We start from the raw sequence: 16,545 nt of genomic DNA on the forward strand, positions 1-16,545 counted from the left end.
AGGGACTTATGAGATCTAATTTTTCCGCACACGCCGGCAACCACAACCCCTCTCCAGCGGCACCCGCCGGTCCGCCTGAGGCCACCGGACTGTTTCTGCAGGTACGGAGGGGGTACCTTGTCCCGGCATGAGGTTCGCAGCGGCGGGAGGAACACCCATGAAGGGTTCCCGGGCCCCGGCCAGGCCCCGGCGCGCCACACCCGGTCCCGGCTGGCCTTCATGTTGGCCGCCGGCGTGGCAGGGGGCCTGCCCACCGCCGTCTATGCACGCCCGGACTACGCCCCGGCGGTCGGATGGGCGGCTGCCTCCCTGACATACCTGATATGGGTGTGGGCAGTCATCGGACGCCTCGACGGGGCCGCCACGGCGGCCCACGCACGCAGCGAGGACCCGGGCCGAAAGGCGGCCGACATCCTGGTTCTCACCGCCACTGTCGCCAGTTTCGGCGGCGTCGCACTTATTCTCCTGGACGCCGCCGGCACACAGGGACCCGCGAAGGCACTGGTGCTGACGATGGCCCTGGCGAGCGTCGCGCTGTCCTGGTTTCTGGTCCATACGCTGTTCACCCTCCGCTACGCGATGCTCTATTACCGGGACCGGTCCGGAGTCGACTTCAACGAAGAAAACGCCCCGCACTACCGTGACTTCGCGTACCTGGCCTTCACCGTCGGGATGACCTTCCAGGTCTCCGACACGAACCTAAAAACCGACGCCATCCGATCCACTGTCCTGCGTCAGGCACTGCTGTCCTACCTCCTGGGCACCATTGTGCTCGCCACCACCATCAACCTCGTCTCCGGCCTGATCCACTGAACGGCCCTGTCACGGCGCCACAGGCATCGCGGAGAGCGTCTTAGCCGGGAGCTGAGAAGGCACCCCAGTCGAAGGCCGGTACCCTCAGCCGTCATCCCGGCCGGGAGGGCCGGTGAAGAACAAGCAAATGACAAATCGAAACCTGCCTGGACACGGAGGCTGCGACTGAAGACGACGAAAGGCAAGGACAGACACGGCCATGGGGACAGCTCATTCAAATCATCCGGGTACAGCGGCGAGCCGGCGGGCGTTCATCCTCTCCGCCGCACTGGCCCTCGCCGGGTGCCAAAATCCCCCCGGGCAGCGTACCGGCAGAGCGGTAAACGCCGCCCCCGTAACCGGCACCCCGGAGGGCCATCCATCAACCCTTCCCGAGCGTGTACCGGTCCCACCCGGCAAGGAACAGATCGCGGCGGCCTTCACAGGACAAGCACCACGGGCCTGGGGACTCCAGCTTCCCGGAGTCCTCACCCGGCTCCCTGCCGGCAACGCCGGCATCGCTCTGAGCTTTGACTGCTGCGGCGGCCCCGGAGGCAACGCCGTGGACCAGGCCCTCATCGATGCCCTGCAAAAAACGGGCACCCCGGCCACGTTTTTCCTGAACTTGCGGTGGGTCCGGGCCAACCCCGGACCAGCGAAGTCGCTGGCCGAAAACCCGCTGTTCGAAATCGGTAATCACGGCACCCAACACGTGCCGCTCTCGGTCTCCGGCCGCAGCGCCTACGGCATTCCCGGGACCGCCAGCGCGGCAGAAATCTACGACGAAGTCATGATAAACCAGGACGCCCTTCACCATCTCACCGGCAGGACAGCCCGCTATTTCCGGCCGGGGACCGCCTACCTTGACGACGTCGCCGTCCGGATTCTCCATGCAATGGGAATGGTCCCGGTCTCCTTCAGCACCAACGGCGACGCCGGTGCCACCTACCCCGCGGCGGTGGTATTCCGCGAAGTCACCGCAGCCCGGTCCGGGGAGATCGTGATCGCCCACGCCAACCACCCGACCGGAGGAACAGCCGCCGGGATCGCCCGCGCGCTGCCGGCATTGCACGCCACAGGAATCATCCCTGTCCCACTCACCGATACCTGAACCGACACGCGGCGACGCCGGAGTCCTTGCCGGGTTGCACCCCTCCGCGCGTCAAATTTTCGTAAACGACCGGCTCGGAGGTTTGACGGCACTGACGGATATGTCCGTCCCGGGTCGCGCCGTCGGGGCAAGCCGGATTCCTAAGTCAGCGACCTCTTCACCGATACCGGTGTCACCGGCCATACCCACTATCGGCACGTCTCACCGGAGGGCGAGCGTCGCACGGACGGCGAAAGGCCCTTCGTCCGGTAGCCCACCCAGCGCCGGGTCGGCACCGGATGTCAGCGGGGCAGCGAGGATTCCTTGCCGGGCGCCCGGGTTGTGGGTTCTTCCTTGGGCTGGGCCGTGGACCTGGGGCGGCGGTAGAGTGCGACGAAGGCGGCCGCGCCGGCCAGGAACACCAGGGCCGCGACCCAGGTGTTCACGCGCAGGCCCAGGATCAGGTTGGCGTAGTCGGAGCGCATCAATTCGAAGGCGAAACGTCCGGCCGAATAGCCGGCGACGTAGAGGGCAAACACGCTTCCCGCGCCGAGTCTGATGCGGGAGTCCACGAAGAGGATGGCGAAACCGGCGATGACACACCAGAGGGATTCGTAAAGGAACGTGGGTTGGAAGAAGCCCAACACCACTGGCGCCCCGGACGGGTCCGTCACGGCGGTCCCGGAGACGGGGTCCGGCTGATGGATCTGTAGCCTCCACGGCAGGGACGTGGGGTCCCCGTAGAGCTCGTTGTTGAACCAGTTGCCCCAGCGGCCCAGAGCCTGGGCGAACAGGACTCCCGGGGCCACTGCGTCGAGGAATGCTACAAAGGACACACCCAACCTGCGGCAGCCGATCCAGGCACCGGCGCATCCAAGGGCCACGGCGCCCCAGATGCTCAGCCCGCCGTCCCAGATGGCGAAGGCGTTCCAGGGGTTCCGGCCGGGGAGAAAATACAGTTCCGGGTCGGTATTGACGTGATAGATCCGGCCGCCGATGATTCCGGCGGGGATGGCCCAGATGCAGATGTCGAGCACCTGGCCGCGCTGGCCGCCGCGCTGCTGCCAGCGCCTGGACCCGAGCCAGAGGGCGAGGGCGATGCCGGCAAGAATGCACAGGGCGTAAAAGTGGATTGTCAGCGGTCCCAGATGGAACGCGCTGACGGTCGGGGACGGAATGAAGAACTCGGTTGGAGCCAGTGCAGCCATGGGATCCTGCCGGACGTTGAACGGGGAGCGGGCAAGGGCCCAAGACTACGGCTCAGCCTCGTCGGCCCGCTACTTGCGCAGACGCTGCACCCTTTTGCCAGGCGGCGGGATCATGGTCTGTGGGGTGCATACGCACGGCCTACGCCATGCCCGATATTCCGGGATGGCGCTGGCGACGGCCGGCCGGCGCCATCGTCTCTAGCGAATCGTTGACCGGCTGGACCAAGACCTTCACCGCCTCCAGGTTTGCGCCGCCGTCATGGACCGGGCCACCTTCACCGGCGCCACCATTGAAACTGGTCAACTCCTACCGCCTCGCCTATGGCTCTCCCGAACCGGACTTTGGACCGGAACGGCTGCCGGGTTCCCCGGTTCCTGTAATGTTTTTGGGGGCCGCCGGCGGTGGCCCGAGACATCTCCCGGGATACCGGGAACCTCAAAGTATGCGTCGTGGCCGGGGTCGAACAGGCTCCCACGAGGAACAGGGAACGCCATGACAGCCGATCAGGACACCCCGAGAGCAACCGGAGCAGCACCCGCCGCAGGGGTTCCGTCGGGCAGGATGCCCCTTGGTGCCCGGCGTCTGGCCATGATTGGGGGCCTGTGCATTCCCGTCGGTCTTGTCGCCGGCCCTTATATTCTTGGCGGCCAGCTCCTGGCCATCGCAGGTGTCGTCATGGTTGCCGCGGCGCTCTCCTACAGTGTTGAGGGACCCTGGTTCTCTCGCTGGTCCTGGATTGTCACGGCTGCGGGCGTGCTCTGGCTGGCTGCCACGGCGGCCTACTGGGGTTCGCTAATCTTTGCCGCAGACGCGTCCACCCAAGCTCCCGCGTTCGCTCCGGCATTGTTCACGGTGGGCCTGGTGTGCTTCGGGATCATGGCTCTCTCAACCGTTGTTGCCATGACGCTACGCGCGGTCCGGGCCCGCAGCCGGCGGGCCGCGGCGGTCTAACCGTTCTCTGCTTCTCCGGCCTCGAGTGAAGTGTTCGACTGGGAGTGGCGGAGCCGGTGTCCGGCAGCCTGGCCCGGCGGGCCAGGTTGCCGGATGCCGGGAGTCAGGCGCCGGTGTTCTTCCGCCTGTTGCGCAGGACCAATGCTGTGCCGATCGCCGCGGCAAGAATCACGGCCGCAATCCCCAGGACCAGCGGGGCGCCGTCGTTATTGGGACCCTCGGCGCGCGGCGCGGCCGCGGACGCGGCTGGTGACGCAGCCGGGGATGCCGGCTGCGATGAGGTGGCCGTTTGTCCGGCCTGCGCCTGGACTGTGAATGTGTAGCTTCCTTCGATCGGGTGTCCGTCGGAGGAGACGGCCCGCCACAGCACCTTGTAGGTTCCCGGGTTTCCCGCGGAGAGCTTGGTGGACAGCGTCGGACCGTAGACGGTCACGGTGCCGTCGCTGACCGTGTTGCCGGTGCCGTCCGTGACGGTGATGGTGCTGAGGTTCAGGTTCTTGGACTCGGCCGGCGGCTCGGACAGTGTCAGGGACACGGTCTCCGGGGCGTGGGTGATGACGGCGTCCGGGGCCGGGCTGGTTGATGAGAGTGAGTCATGGGCCAGTGCCGGTGAGGTGGCCGTGGCAGAGGGGATCAGGATCGCTGCAATGGCTGCCAGCCGGAGGCGGGTCTTGAAGGAGAGTCGTGCGCGCATAAGGTGTGGTTCTTTCGCAGGAGAGGTGGGTCTGGGCGCAGATCCGCATAACGCGCACCGGCGGAGCGGCTCCGGCTGGCATGCCGCGGCCCGGGGAGGCCCGGAGGCGGGGAACGGCTGCGGCGGAGCGGGCCGCGGGAAACGGCGGTGTCGTCAGAGGAGGACAGCTGCCGGCGGACCCCGCAGGGGATGCCGGCGGAGAAACCGCCACCGGCGGGCCGGGGCGTGGCGGGGAACCGGCAGGACAGTCTGCGACGTGACGAGGATCGGGACAGTCGCGATCCCGGCGAACGGCTGCAGCCAGGCGGCCAGCGCCCACAGCGCCGCCTCGCCCCTGGCCAGGAGTACCGCCGTGACCAGCGTGGCCAGGATGTGGGCGCCGAGCATGGGCGGATCGAGGTCCGCCGGCAGGTGGCTGTGCGGCAGGTCATGCGCCGCGGCCATGCGGGCCCCGGCTGCCGCGGCTGTGTGCAGATGAGGTCCCGGTGCCGGCCCGGCCGGGGCCGTTTCGGACAGCACGGAGAATGCGGCGTGCAGCATCCACTGTCCGGCTGAAAGAATCCCGGCCAGTGCCGTGGCCGTCAGTTTCCACCGGGTCAGCAGGACGACGCCGAGCAGAACCAGGGCCGTGCAGGCGGCCATCACGGGCGCGGGCGGGAGCTGGCCGCCGGCCAGCGTGTGGGCCCCGGCGGCCAGGGCGAGGATGACCGCCGCGATGGCGGTGCTGCGCGGCAGCCGGAACGGCGCGGGTTGTCGGGTCATGGTGCGCCGTTCCTTTCCTTCGGCGAGGGCTCCTGCTCGCGCAGGTCAGCCGCGGGCTCTCTTGGCGGGGAGTCCCGGGGGCGCCTATTTGGCGGCGTCGGTGAGTTTCTGCCGGAAGTCCGCCTCGGTACTGAGTGTCAGCTTTTGGCCGTTGAGGAAGAAGGTCGGGGTTCCGGTGACTCCCAGCGCCCTGCCGTCGGCGACGTCTTTGCGGATCCTGTCAATGGTCTTTTCGTCCGCTACGGCGGCGTCGTACGTGGCCAGGTCCAGTCCGAGTTCCTGGGCGTAGGTTCTGAACAGGGGTGCCTGGGAGTCCTGCTTTTCGCCCCATTGCGGCTGGGTGTCGAACATTTTGGTGTACATCTGCTCGTACTTGCCCTGCTGCGCGGCGGCTTCCACGGCCAGGGCCGCGGTTCCGGAGTTCCTGTGTCCGGGCAGGGGGAAGTAGCGGTTGACGAAGGTGATCCTGTCGCCGAATTCCTTCTTCAGTTCCTCCACGAGCGGCTGCGCCGCCCGGCAGGATTCACATTCGAAGTCCAGGAACTCGACCAGCTGGGCTTTCTCTGTCGCGGGTGTGGTGACGCGGTGGCTGTCGTCGCGGACCAGTTGCGCGTCGGCGGCCGGCTGGGGTGCCGGCGGCGCCGGCTTGGCCGCGGTGAAGACTGCGTACCAGATCACGCCGGCGGCGACGATGACGCCCAGGAGGATCCAGAGGACCAGGCGGACCTTTTTCGCCTGGTCCGGTGGTGCGGGGGCTGTCGTGGTTTGTGTCATCAGTGGTGGATGCTTTCCTGGTCGCGGTGGGCGGCGGGTTCGAGCTGGAAGGTGGAGTGTTCGACGCTGACGTCGAAGTGTTTGGCCACGCAGTGCTGCAGGTCCGCCAGGATCGCGGCGGCGTGGCCGTCGGTCATGCAGGTGTCTTCGATGGTGACGTGGGCGGAGAGGACGGCTGTGCCCGAGGCGACCAGGGACGCGTGCAGGTCATGGACGTCGATGACGTGCGGCACTCCAAGGATGTGCGCGCGGACCTCGGCCATGTCCAGGCCCTGCGGGGCGTTTTCCATCAGCACGTTGACGGTGTCCCGGAGCAGCTTCAGGGTGCGGGGAATGATCAGCACCCCGATGAGCAGGGACACGACGGCGTCCGCCTGGACCCAGCCGGTGACGGCGATGATGATGGCGGCGACGATCACGGCCACCGATCCCAGCGCGTCGTTGAGCACTTCCAGGAAGGCGGCCTTCATGTTGAAGTTGTGGTTCCGTCCCGAGGCCAGAACGATCAGCCCGACGGCGTTCCCTGCCAGGCCGATGATGCCGAACCACAGCATCGTTGAGCCACCGATTTCGGGCGGCTCGATGAGGCGGCGGATGCCCTCGACGATGACGAAGCCGCCGACGCCCAGCAGCAGGGCAGCCTGCCCCGCGGCGGCGATGATTTCGGCGCGCTTGTAGCCCCAGGTCCGTTTGGCCGTGGCCGGTTTCAGTGCCAGCGAGGCGGCGATCAGGGCGATCAGCAGCCCGGTCGAATCGGTGAACATATGGCCTGCGTCGGCCAGGAGTGCCAGGCTGCCGGTGAGGAACGAGCCGATGATCTCCGCGATCATCACGGTGAACGTGATGGCGAAGACGAGGATCAGTTTGCTCCGGTTCCCCGCTGCGGCCGCGCCGTGGTCGTGGTCGTGACCGCTCATGCGTGTGTCTCCAAGGTGTGTGGTTCGGTGGGATGACGGCGTTGACAGGTCATATCCGGGAATCGCGGCTGCGGATCGCAGTGCGCAGGGACTCGATGGCGGGAAGTCCCGCCACACCGTGCCCGGCACTGTAGAGGCGGCAGCTCAGGGCCGGGGCGGATTCCGCCGGAAACAGGTCTCGACCTTCCGCGATGAAGGAGGGGGAGCCGTGGAACCGGAGTTCCTGGGCCTCGTTCTCGGAGGCTACCTCACGGACAGTCAGGGGTTCCGCGCCCCTCCCTTCTGAGTCCAGAACCTCACGGAACAGCTTCAGCGCCGGGGCGCTGTTCGGGCAGCCCGGGATGGTGCGCAGTTCGAAGTCCATGGCTCAGGAGGCCCCTTGGCCCGAACCCGGGCTAAGGGTGACGGCCGTGGGTCCGGGCGAGGAACCACAGCCCTCGCAGCAGCCGGACGAGTCGTCCACCTCGGAGGTCTTCGCCGCGGCCGCCGAGGAGCCCGGGTCAACCGGGCCGCCGTCGTGTTCCACGGCCGGGCCCGGGCCGGTGACATCGCAGCAGTCGTCCGTTGCAAAATCTGTGAGCCCGGTGGCGTGGGGAACGGTGCAGCAGACGTCGCCTTTCCAGGCATTGACGCCCTCGCGGACGGCAATCACGGCGATCACCAGGGCGGCGCCGGCGTCGGCCCACCACCAGCCCAGCGTGCTGTTCAGAACCAGCCCGACCAGCAGGACGGCAGAGAGGTAGGTGCACAGCAGAGTCTGCTTAGAGTCCGCCACCGCCGTCCGGGAGCCGAGCTCCCGACCGGCACGGCGCTGCAGCCAGGACAAAACCGGCATGATCGCCAGGCTCAGCGCCGCGATGACGATGCCGGGCGTGGAGTGCTGCGCCTCACCGCCGCCGGCAAGGGACGTGACGGAATCGACGGTGACGAACGCGGCGAGGGCGAAAAAGGAGACCGCGATGAGCCGCAGGGTCAGGTGCTCGCGCCGTTCCGGATCCCTGGCGGAGAACTGCCAGGACAGGGCCACGGCGGACGCCACCTCGATCACCGAGTCCAGACCGAAGCCGATCAGCGCGGAGGAGTCGGCGACGCCCCCGGCCCAGAGGGCGACGACGGCCTCGATGACGTTGTAGCTGATGGTGGCCGCGGCAAAAAACCTGATCCGCCGGCTCAGTACCGCGCGGCGGACGGGACTGGGTCCGAGCTGGAGGGCGGTCATTTCAGGCACGTCCCGTCGGGTGCGCAGCAGGCCGGATCCACGGCCAGGACAACGCCGAGCAAGTCACCAATCGCGTGTCCCAGCCGCGCGTCGGCGAGCTCGTACCGGGTCCGGCGCCCGTCGGGAACGGCCACCACCAGTCCGCAGCCGCGAAGGCACGTCAGATGGTTGGACATGCTCTGCCGTGAGACGCCAAGGGTGTCGGCCAGATCGGACGGGTAGGCCGGCGCGGCGGCCAGTGCCAGCAGGATCCTGGCCCTGGTCGGGTCCGAGACGGCGTAGCCGAAGCGTGCCAGCACCGGGGCATGGGTGAGGGTTTCCATGAGTCCAAAGTACAGTCCCCGATGTATCCAGGCAATTTTGTCCCCACCACCCCCGAGTCGCCATTGTCAGCAGAGCCCCAAGCGTTGCCATGGCCAACGGCCCCCCGGGGCCCGAGCGCACTGAGTGCAGATAGGGCGCGGTTTCCGAACAGGGGAGACGCGATGGTTCCGAGGAGTCGTTTTGCAAGAGGTCTTGGCTGTTCCTGCCCCGCGGACTGTCCATGACCCTGAGTGACGAACAGACACTGGCGGTGTGCGGACCCATTCTGGACGGACTCTACGACTACCTCAAGCGATCCCTCACACTCGGCCGCGAACCCTCCTGACCGGGCGCCCTGCGGGGCGGTGTCGCCCCGTACCGGAAGTCCCGAAATGCATACACATGTGCGCAAATGGCTTAGTATTGCGGATCGAGGCCACATGCGCCGAGCGTTGCGCAAGGCTGAGCCTGGAGGGAGAACACCGGTGAGGGTAATTGACCTGAGAAACGATGTCGGACGGGTGCGTGAGCGACTCCCGCGGGCGGAATTTGACCTGCGCGCAGCTACCGCGGCGGCCGCCCCGGTCGTTGAGGATGTCAGGATCCGTGGACTCGACGCCGTCCTGGATGCAACCCGAAAGTTTGACGGGGTCGACCTGAAGACTGTCAGAGTCCCCCCGGAGGAGCTTCAGCAGGCCTTGGACGCCCTGCCCCCGGCCGTCCGGCACGCCCTGAACACATCAATTGACAGGGTGCGGAAGGTCCATCGTGATCAGATGCCGGCCCCGGTCTCCACGCAGCTGGCCGGGTCCTCCACGGTTTCCTACTCGTGGCTGCCGGTCGCCCGGGTTGGTCTTTACGCTCCCGGAGGCCTGGCCGCGTACGCGTCCAGCGTGGTGATGAACGTGGTGCCCGCCCAGGCGGCCGGAGTGGCCTCCCTCGCGGTCTGTTCCCCGCCCCAACCCGATACCGGACTGCCGGCCGCGCCCGTGATGGCCGCCTGCGCGGCCCTGGGCGTGAGCGAGGTTTACGCTGTGGGCGGTGCCCAGGCGATCGCGATGCTCGCCTACGGCGCCGGGGCCCCGGATGAAGCGATGGCCTGCCAGCCGGCCGATGTGGTGACGGGGCCCGGCAACATCTATGTTGCCGCGGCCAAGCGCATCGTCCAGGGCGACGTCGGGATCGACTCGGAAGCGGGCCCGACCGAAATCATGATTTTGGCGGACGGGAGCGCGGACCCGGCATATGTGGCGGCGGATCTGCTGAGCCAGGCCGAACACGAACCCGGCGCGGCGGCCTTGCTCGTCACCCCCTCCGAGGAGCTCATCCGAAATGTCCAGCGGGAACTGCGGGCGCGGCTGGATGCAACCAGACATTCCTCCCGCGCCGGTCTTGCGTTGGAAGGCAGGCAGTCCGCACTGGTCCTGGTCCGTGACCTTGAACAGGGACTTGAGGTCGTCAATGACTACGCCGCGGAGCATCTGGAGGTCCTGACACGGAATGCCCTCGAGCTCGCCGGACGGGTCACCGCCGCGGGCGCGATCTTCGTCGGCCCCTGGTCCCCGGTGTCCCTTGGCGATTACTGCGCAGGATCAAACCATGTTCTTCCCACCTCCGGGAACGCCCGGCATGCCTCCGGGCTCTCCGTCTACACGTTTCTGCGGGGCGTTCAGACCATCCACTATGACAGGGCCGGGCTGGCGCAGGTCGCCGGCGACGTCGTTGCCTTCTCCGGGGCCGAAGACCTGCCGGCGCACGGGGAAGCCGTCCTTGCCCGCATACCCGATGCCGGCCGCAGTGACGTCTGAGCGGCGGGAGAGGAGGGCCGACGCCGTGAAGACACCGCCGGTCAGTGCCGTCACACCTTCCGGTGCCCGATTCCTGCTCACCGCCGACGCCCTGGAAATGATCCAGGTCTTCGGCGGGACACTCCACTGCTACCGAGGGGCCGGAGGCTGCCGCAAGCAGGGCCTGTACTTTTCCCGGACACGTCCCAAAAAGGCGCTGGACTGCCGGCTCCTGCCCGCAGACCCGGACAGCGATCAGGGTTCGGCTGCCCCGGGTGCCAGAGAGCGGCAGGAAATAGCGGTCAGCGTCAGTGCCGACCTCGCGTCCGCGCTCGACGGTGCCGTCCTGGACTTCGGCAACTACAACGGCGTTCAACGCTTCGTCTGGACCACGCTGCCCGGGGTCAAGGGGCCCTCCTGCACCTGCCTGCGGTCCGTCGGCCCGCCGGCCGGAAAGCGGTCACCGTGCCTGGATGACCGGCGCATCGGTCTGACCGACCTATAGAAACGCCCGGCCCCCAGCGGAGAGGGCAACCCGGGCCGCGCCGCTTCGAGGCAGAGTCCGCGAGGGCGGTGACTCACGGTGCAGGATATGCCATAATGTGCGCATGGATGCAGATATGAAAGTATGCGGTCGGGATCCTGACAGCCGGTTCGTAGGACTGGCCGCCGAAGTCTTTGCCATGCTCGCCGACGCAACGCGTGTGCGCATCATCATGGCCCTGCGCGACGGCGAACTGTCGATCAACCACCTCGCCGACATCGTCGACAAGACCCCCGCAGGGGTCTCCCAGCACCTGGCCAAGATGCGCCTGGCCCGGCTGGTCGCCACACGCCAGGACGGCACCCGTGTGTTCTACCGGCTCGAGGATGACCATGCCCGCCACCTCGTGACCGAAGCGATTCTTCAGGCCGAGCATTCCCTCGACGGGACGCCGCGCCACCACCACTCCGGAAGCAGGACGACACCATGAACGCCCCGCATGAGCACCCAGACCCAGTTACACACAACCACGGCGACCAGCCGGTGCACGAAAACCGCCGCCCCGGGGAGCCCCACGACGGCCATGATCCTCGCCACGCTGAGAATGCCCACCCCCATGACGGGCACGATCACGCCGACGGCGACCACGGCCATGCCCACCCCACCGGGATCAAGGGATTCTTCTACGGACTCTTCGTCCCGCACAGCCATGACGCCTCGGATTCGATCGACGACGCCCTGGAGGCCAGTACGGAGGGCATCCGGGCCCTGAAAATCAGCCTCTTTATCCTGCTCGGCACAACGATTCTGCAGCTGATTGTTGTCCTTATGAGCGGTTCGGTCGCGTTGCTCGCCGACACCATCCACAACTTCTCCGATGCCCTGACAGCACTGCCCCTGTGGGTTGCGTTCATTCTCGGCCGACGGGCCGCCAGCCGCCGCCACACCTACGGCTACGGCAAGTCCGAAGACCTGGCCGGGCTCTTCATCGTCGCCGTGGTCGCCCTGTCCGCGGTCGTTGCCGCATGGCAATCCATCGACCGGCTTTTCAATCCGCAGCCCCTGCACAATCTGGGGTGGGTGCTGGCCGCCGGCGTCGTCGGATTTATCGGCAACGAGGCGGTTGCGGTTTACCGCATCCGGGTCGGCCAGAAGATCGGCTCCGCCGCACTCGTCGCGGACGGCGTGCATGCGCGCACCGACGGGTTCACCTCCCTCGCCGTTGTCGTCGGAGCCGGCGGCGTCATGCTGGGATTCCCCCTGGCCGACCCGATCGTTGGACTGCTGATCTCCGTCGCCATCATCATCCTGCTCTGGGGCACCGTCCGCAGCATCGGCCGCCGGCTCATGGACGGCATCGAACCCGAACTGCTGGACCGCGCCCAGACCGCCCTGGAAAAAACACCCGGCGTTCTCGCCGTGCCCAGGCTGCAGCTGCGGTGGGTCGGACACCGTCTCCAGGGCGCGGCAACCATCATGGTTGCCAACACCTCACTGGCCGAGGCGGAAAAGGTCGTCGCGCAGGCCGAAACCGGCCTGGCCGTCGCGCTGCCCAACCTTGACGACATGCCCATCCGCACCGTCAGCAGCACCCCCGCCGCCTCGGGTGTGCTGCCCCAAACGCCGCCGCTGCACCCGCATCCCGGCCAGGGCAGTGACGGGTGGGAGCGCCGGCTTTGACCGCGGAACAGTGCCGGGACGAAAGTCGGTTAGTATGAGTGCATAGACACGCACCTATGCACTTAAGAGAGTTGGCCTGATGTTAGCGGTTCTGCGGAATGTGACCTACCGGCGGCTGTTCGCGGCCCAGATCGTGGCCCTGATCGGCACCGGGCTGCTCACGGTGGCCCTCGGGCTGCTGGCCTACGACCTGGCCGGCCGGAACGCCGGGGCGGTGCTGGGCACAGCTTTGACGATCAAGATGCTGGCCTATGTGGGTCTGGCCCCGGTGATCAACGCACTGGTGGCGCGGCTGCCGAAGAAGCCGGTGCTGATCGGGGCGGACCTGATCCGCGCGGCGATGGCACTGTGCCTGCCCTTCATCACCGACACCTGGCAGATCTACGTGGTGATCTTCCTGTTGCAGTCCGCCTCCGCGACCTTCACCCCGGCCTTCCAGTCGCTGATCCCCACCATCCTGACGGACGAGCGCGACTACACCCGCGCGTTGTCCCTCTCCCGGCTGGCCTACGACATGGAAGCCCTGGTCAGCCCGGCCCTTGCGGCGTTGCTGCTGACGCTGATCAGCTTCAACAACCTGTTCATCGGTACCGTGGCCGGGTTCCTGTTCTCGGCCTTCATGGTCACCATCACGGCTCTGCCCCGGCTCTCGGCCCCGGCCGGGCCGCAGACGTCCCTGTGGCACCGGACCACCCTGGGCACACGGATTTTCTGGCGCAACCGGCGCCTGCGGTCCCTGCTGGCCCTGAACCTCGTGGTCGCGGCCCCGACGGCCCTGGTGCTGGTCAATACCGTGGTCTACGTCCGTGATGTCCTGCACCGCCCCGACGCCGACCTGGCCCTGGCCCTGGCCTGCTTCGGTGTCGGTTCCATGATCGTCGCCCTGTCCGCGCCCCGGGTCCTGGACCGCTTCGGGGACCGTGCCGTGATGCTCACCGGCGCCGCGCTGATCCCCGCCGTGCTGGCAGGCGCCACACTCCTGACCCTCCTTGGCGTCGGTGGTGCGGGCTGGTGGCTGCTGCTGGGGCTGTGGTTCCTGCTCGGTGCGGCGAACTCCACGATCCTCACGCCCTCCTCCCGGCTGCTGCGCGATGCCTCCACCGAGGAAACCCGGCCCTATGTTTTCACGGCGCAGTTCTCCCTCTCCCACGCCTGCTACATCCTGACCTACCCGCTGGCCGGCTGGATCGGGGCGGCCGCCGGTTTGGGCTGGGCCGCGCTGGCCCTGACAATTATTGCGATGATAGGCAGTGCAGGTGCATTCCTGTCCTGGCCACGGCACACCGCCGCGGCATCCCAGGAACCAGCCACTGAGGAGCAGACCGTTGAGCAGCAGGCCTAGCAGCGCGTTGAACACCGTCCCAGGTGAACCCTCCCTGGCCCACCCGGTCACCCCGGGCCCGGAGCTGCTCGAAACAGCCGCAGGCACGCTGCGGATGCTCGCCGAACCCACCCGCCTGCACCTGCTCTGGCAGCTCTCCACCGGACCGAAAACCGTCACCGAACTCGCCGACGCGTCCGGGGCGCCCCGGACCGTGGTCAGCCAGCACCTGGCCAAACTCCGGCTCAGCGGCCTCGTGGACACCCGCAAGGACGGCCGGCACGTCATCTATTCCCTCCACGACGGGCACCTGGTCCGGCTCATCCGCGAAACCATCAACCACGCCGACCACCTGATCACCGGAGAACCGGCCCACGACTGACGCCTCTCCCCGTGCCGGCCAAATCCACCCCAGGTACCCCAGGAGCACGCCCATGAGCGCCAATGCGCCCCTGCGGTTTCTGCGCACCTGCGTGATCGCCGCGGCGGTTATCGGCCTCGCGGCGGGGGCCCACGCCGCCGCCGGCGGCCACCTGCCGCCGGCGGCAGTGATGACCCTGCTGACCGTCCTGGTCATGGCACCGGTCATGGCCCTGTCCCGCTACCGGCTGTCCCTGCCCGCCATCGGCGGAATCCTCGCCGCGGGCCAGGGCCTCCTGCACCTGGCCTTCACCGGCCTTTCCAGCCCCGACGGGCACTGCGCCCCTGCCGGTATCGCCGCACACACCCACCACCAGACGTTCGCCATCCCGGACTGCGCCCTCGCAGCCAGCACCGCTGCGGCCGCGGCCGGAGAAGACATGGCTGCCGGCGCAGGGGCGGCCATGACCGCGGCACACGCCCTCGCCACGGCGGTAACGGCGCTGATCCTGGCCCGCGGCGAGGCGGCCCTCTGGCAACTGCGCGCCTGGCTCCGGCCCCTGGCCGGCATCCTGCACACGGTCTCCATGCCGCCCACCCCGCGGATCCCTGCGCTGCGGACCGCAACCGCCCCGATACCCGCCGCCAGTACATCGCAGGCCCAGCCACGCGGCCCGCCGTTCCGGACGGCCCGGCCCCTCCAGACATTCTGAATCCTGCGGCTGCCGGACCCGAACCGCCTTCACCCCATACCTTCTGCCTGCCGCTTCCCTGCGGTCCAGGCTGTCCCGAAAGGACACCCCCGTGATTTCTTCCTTCCGCCGCGCCCGCATCGCCGGTGCGCTCACCACGGCCCTGGCGTTCACCGCGTTCCTGGGCGCAGTCCCGGCCCAGGCCCACGATTCCCTGGCGTCCACCAGCCCCGCCGACGGGCAGACGCTCACCGCCAACCCCGGCAAAGTGACCATCACCCTGACCAAACCGCCCACCACTGGAATCGCCGGGGCCAACATCATCAAGGTCACCGCCCCCGACGGCCACACCGCCAGCAGCGGAGACATCACCGTGGACGGGGCCACCATCAGCACCGCCGCCGACATCGACCACCCCGGCAAACACACCGTGGACTGGCGCGCAGTATCCGCCGACGGACACCCCATCGAAGGGACCTTCAGCTTCACCTACGCCCCCGCCGAAACCGGAACGACGGCCCCATCAGCCCTCGCCACCCCGGCAACAGGAACCCCGGAACCAGCCGGCCCCGGCGCAGCGGCGCAGCCCGCCGAACCCGCGGCCCAGAAAGCCGCCGCGGACATGACCGGATGGCTGATCGCGGCCGGCGCCCTCATCATCGGACTCGCCGGCGCCCTGGTGTACGTCATGACCAGCAGGAAGAAGCCGAACCCCGAAAAATAGCTGACACGCACGGGCGCGGTGCCACGGCCAGGCACCGCGCCCGGCCCCGCAGAGTGCAGATGACTTCTGACACTCCGTGCAGACGACTTCTGAAACTGACACCGGGCTATAAAAATCGGGTGCTACGATGACTCATAACTCGACTACGAAATCAAAGGCGGGGTAAGAATCGCAAAACCGGGCCCAGACCGTTTTTGACTGAACTTTTGGGGAAACATGAATGATTTGTTGAAGACTTTGATACCGCTAGGGTCCGCAATCGTTGCTGGTCTTGCCCTTCTCTATCAAATGCGGAGGTCCAGTCATCCCTTGACCGGGTCCTACGAGCGGGCTTCGAGCGCTCTGGGGCTGGCAAAGGCTCTCTCCGACTTGCCGGAGTCAGATGACGAGACAAGCAGGAAGAGCAGAGCACTCCAAGAAGAGCTGACGACCCAGGGTTTTCTTGCCACTCAGCAGTTCATAGGTCATGCCACTCCTGTACTGACAAGCCACCGGCAAACGTGGTTTTTCGTCGCCATGATCCCAGTGTCATTCATTGTCTTGACCTTCAATGCCGTTGGGTTGAATCCGGACACATTCGCCTTTGGCGTAGCCATTGGAGCAATTCTTGTCGTCCCGATGGTTTTCGGTGTCATCACACACGTCGTTTTCGGGAGGGTTGCTCGGTACAAGGACAGCCATAAGAGCCTGGAGGAAGCGACGCGGAAAGTTGGCGCCAAGGACCTCATCAGCGTGAAATCCAAGTCAGGCTCGCGCTAGTTCCAGGTAATCCCAACACAGTCCTTC

Annotated in this window: 20 protein-coding genes; 12 read left to right on the forward strand and 8 right to left on the reverse strand. The window is 67.3% G+C overall.

What is annotated here, in order from left to right:
* The first annotated feature begins 117 nt into the window (after positions 1 to 117).
* Both QCD75_RS07680 and QCD75_RS07685 read left to right on the forward strand, forming a co-directional pair.
* Positions 118 to 813, forward strand: coding sequence for a DUF1345 domain-containing protein (locus QCD75_RS07680; protein WP_367400638.1), 696 nt, complete (start codon positions 118 to 120; stop codon positions 811 to 813).
* A 199-nt stretch (positions 814 to 1,012) separates the two neighbouring features.
* Positions 1,013 to 1,903, forward strand: a complete 891-nt coding sequence (locus QCD75_RS07685; protein ID WP_301227274.1) for a polysaccharide deacetylase family protein — start codon at positions 1,013 to 1,015, stop codon at positions 1,901 to 1,903.
* A gap of 281 nt (positions 1,904 to 2,184) precedes the next feature.
* On the opposite strand, the gene lgt is transcribed toward QCD75_RS07685, so the two are convergent.
* Positions 2,185 to 3,090, reverse strand: coding sequence for a prolipoprotein diacylglyceryl transferase (lgt, locus tag QCD75_RS07690; protein ID WP_301227277.1), 906 nt, complete (start codon positions 3,088 to 3,090; stop codon positions 2,185 to 2,187).
* Between the two features lie 493 nt (positions 3,091 to 3,583).
* On the opposite strand from lgt, the gene QCD75_RS07695 reads away from it, so the two are divergent.
* Complete coding sequence (locus tag QCD75_RS07695; protein ID WP_301227279.1) at positions 3,584 to 4,042, forward strand: hypothetical protein; 459 nt, start codon at positions 3,584 to 3,586, stop codon at positions 4,040 to 4,042.
* Positions 4,043 to 4,145: 103 nt separating this feature from the next.
* Here QCD75_RS07695 and QCD75_RS07700 read toward each other — a convergent pair whose 3' ends face one another.
* From QCD75_RS07700 to QCD75_RS07730, 7 genes are all read right to left on the reverse strand, one after another.
* Positions 4,146 to 4,736 (reverse strand): copper resistance CopC family protein, encoded by a 591-nt coding sequence (locus QCD75_RS07700; RefSeq protein ID WP_301227281.1) that lies wholly within the window; start codon positions 4,734 to 4,736, stop codon positions 4,146 to 4,148.
* A gap of 153 nt (positions 4,737 to 4,889) precedes the next feature.
* On the reverse strand, positions 4,890 to 5,498 hold the full coding sequence (locus QCD75_RS07705; protein ID WP_301227283.1) for a hypothetical protein: 609 nt from the start codon (positions 5,496 to 5,498) through the stop codon (positions 4,890 to 4,892).
* A gap of 84 nt (positions 5,499 to 5,582) precedes the next feature.
* Entirely contained in the window at positions 5,583 to 6,272 is a 690-nt protein-coding gene (locus QCD75_RS07710) for a DsbA family protein (RefSeq protein ID WP_301227285.1), read from the reverse strand.
* Positions 6,272 to 7,189, reverse strand: a complete 918-nt coding sequence (locus QCD75_RS07715; RefSeq protein WP_301227287.1) for a cation diffusion facilitator family transporter — start codon at positions 7,187 to 7,189, stop codon at positions 6,272 to 6,274. The genes QCD75_RS07710 and QCD75_RS07715 overlap by 1 nt, the downstream gene beginning before the upstream one ends.
* 49 nt (positions 7,190 to 7,238) lie before the next feature.
* Positions 7,239 to 7,553, reverse strand: coding sequence for a hypothetical protein (locus tag QCD75_RS07720; RefSeq protein WP_301227288.1), 315 nt, complete (start codon positions 7,551 to 7,553; stop codon positions 7,239 to 7,241).
* A gap of 3 nt (positions 7,554 to 7,556) precedes the next feature.
* The gene (locus QCD75_RS07725) at positions 7,557 to 8,408 is read right to left on the reverse strand and encodes a cation diffusion facilitator family transporter (protein WP_301227460.1); all 852 of its coding nucleotides are present in this window, start codon (positions 8,406 to 8,408) and stop codon (positions 7,557 to 7,559) included.
* On the reverse strand, positions 8,405 to 8,731 hold the full coding sequence (locus tag QCD75_RS07730; protein WP_301227289.1) for an ArsR/SmtB family transcription factor: 327 nt from the start codon (positions 8,729 to 8,731) through the stop codon (positions 8,405 to 8,407). Before QCD75_RS07730 ends, QCD75_RS07725 begins: the two co-directional genes overlap by 4 nt.
* A gap of 465 nt (positions 8,732 to 9,196) precedes the next feature.
* Here QCD75_RS07730 and hisD point away from each other — a divergent pair, with 465 nt between their 5' ends.
* The 9 genes from hisD to QCD75_RS07775 all read left to right on the forward strand — a co-directional run bounded on the left by hisD (position 9,197) and on the right by QCD75_RS07775 (position 16,518).
* Positions 9,197 to 10,519 (forward strand): histidinol dehydrogenase, encoded by a 1,323-nt coding sequence (gene hisD, locus QCD75_RS07735; protein WP_301227291.1) that lies wholly within the window; start codon positions 9,197 to 9,199, stop codon positions 10,517 to 10,519.
* Between the two features lie 25 nt (positions 10,520 to 10,544).
* A complete protein-coding gene (locus QCD75_RS07740) occupies positions 10,545 to 11,003 on the forward strand; it encodes a peptidase (protein WP_301227293.1) in 459 nt (152 codons plus the stop codon).
* Between the two features lie 103 nt (positions 11,004 to 11,106).
* Positions 11,107 to 11,472 carry an ArsR/SmtB family transcription factor gene (locus tag QCD75_RS07745; protein ID WP_301227295.1) on the forward strand — a complete coding sequence of 122 codons (366 nt, stop codon included), beginning with the start codon at positions 11,107 to 11,109 and terminating at the stop codon, positions 11,470 to 11,472.
* Complete coding sequence (locus QCD75_RS07750; RefSeq protein WP_301227297.1) at positions 11,469 to 12,662, forward strand: cation diffusion facilitator family transporter; 1,194 nt, start codon at positions 11,469 to 11,471, stop codon at positions 12,660 to 12,662. The genes QCD75_RS07745 and QCD75_RS07750 overlap by 4 nt, the downstream gene beginning before the upstream one ends.
* Positions 12,663 to 12,741: 79 nt before the next feature.
* Complete coding sequence (locus tag QCD75_RS07755) at positions 12,742 to 14,004, forward strand: MFS transporter (RefSeq protein WP_301227299.1); 1,263 nt, start codon at positions 12,742 to 12,744, stop codon at positions 14,002 to 14,004.
* Positions 13,988 to 14,365, forward strand: a complete 378-nt coding sequence (locus tag QCD75_RS07760; protein WP_301227301.1) for an ArsR/SmtB family transcription factor — start codon at positions 13,988 to 13,990, stop codon at positions 14,363 to 14,365. The genes QCD75_RS07755 and QCD75_RS07760 overlap by 17 nt, the downstream gene beginning before the upstream one ends.
* Positions 14,366 to 14,417: 52 nt before the next feature.
* Entirely contained in the window at positions 14,418 to 15,056 is a 639-nt protein-coding gene (locus tag QCD75_RS07765) for a hypothetical protein (RefSeq protein WP_301227303.1), read from the forward strand.
* A 91-nt stretch (positions 15,057 to 15,147) separates the two neighbouring features.
* Positions 15,148 to 15,759 carry a copper resistance CopC family protein gene (locus QCD75_RS07770; RefSeq protein WP_301227305.1) on the forward strand — a complete coding sequence of 204 codons (612 nt, stop codon included), beginning with the start codon at positions 15,148 to 15,150 and terminating at the stop codon, positions 15,757 to 15,759.
* Between the two features lie 309 nt (positions 15,760 to 16,068).
* Positions 16,069 to 16,518 (forward strand): hypothetical protein, encoded by a 450-nt coding sequence (locus QCD75_RS07775; protein WP_301227307.1) that lies wholly within the window; start codon positions 16,069 to 16,071, stop codon positions 16,516 to 16,518.
* Positions 16,519 to 16,545 lie beyond the last annotated feature (27 nt).

The sequence above is a fragment of the Arthrobacter sp. PsM3 genome (assembly GCF_030433895.1).
GTDB lineage: Bacteria > Actinomycetota > Actinomycetes > Actinomycetales > Micrococcaceae > Arthrobacter.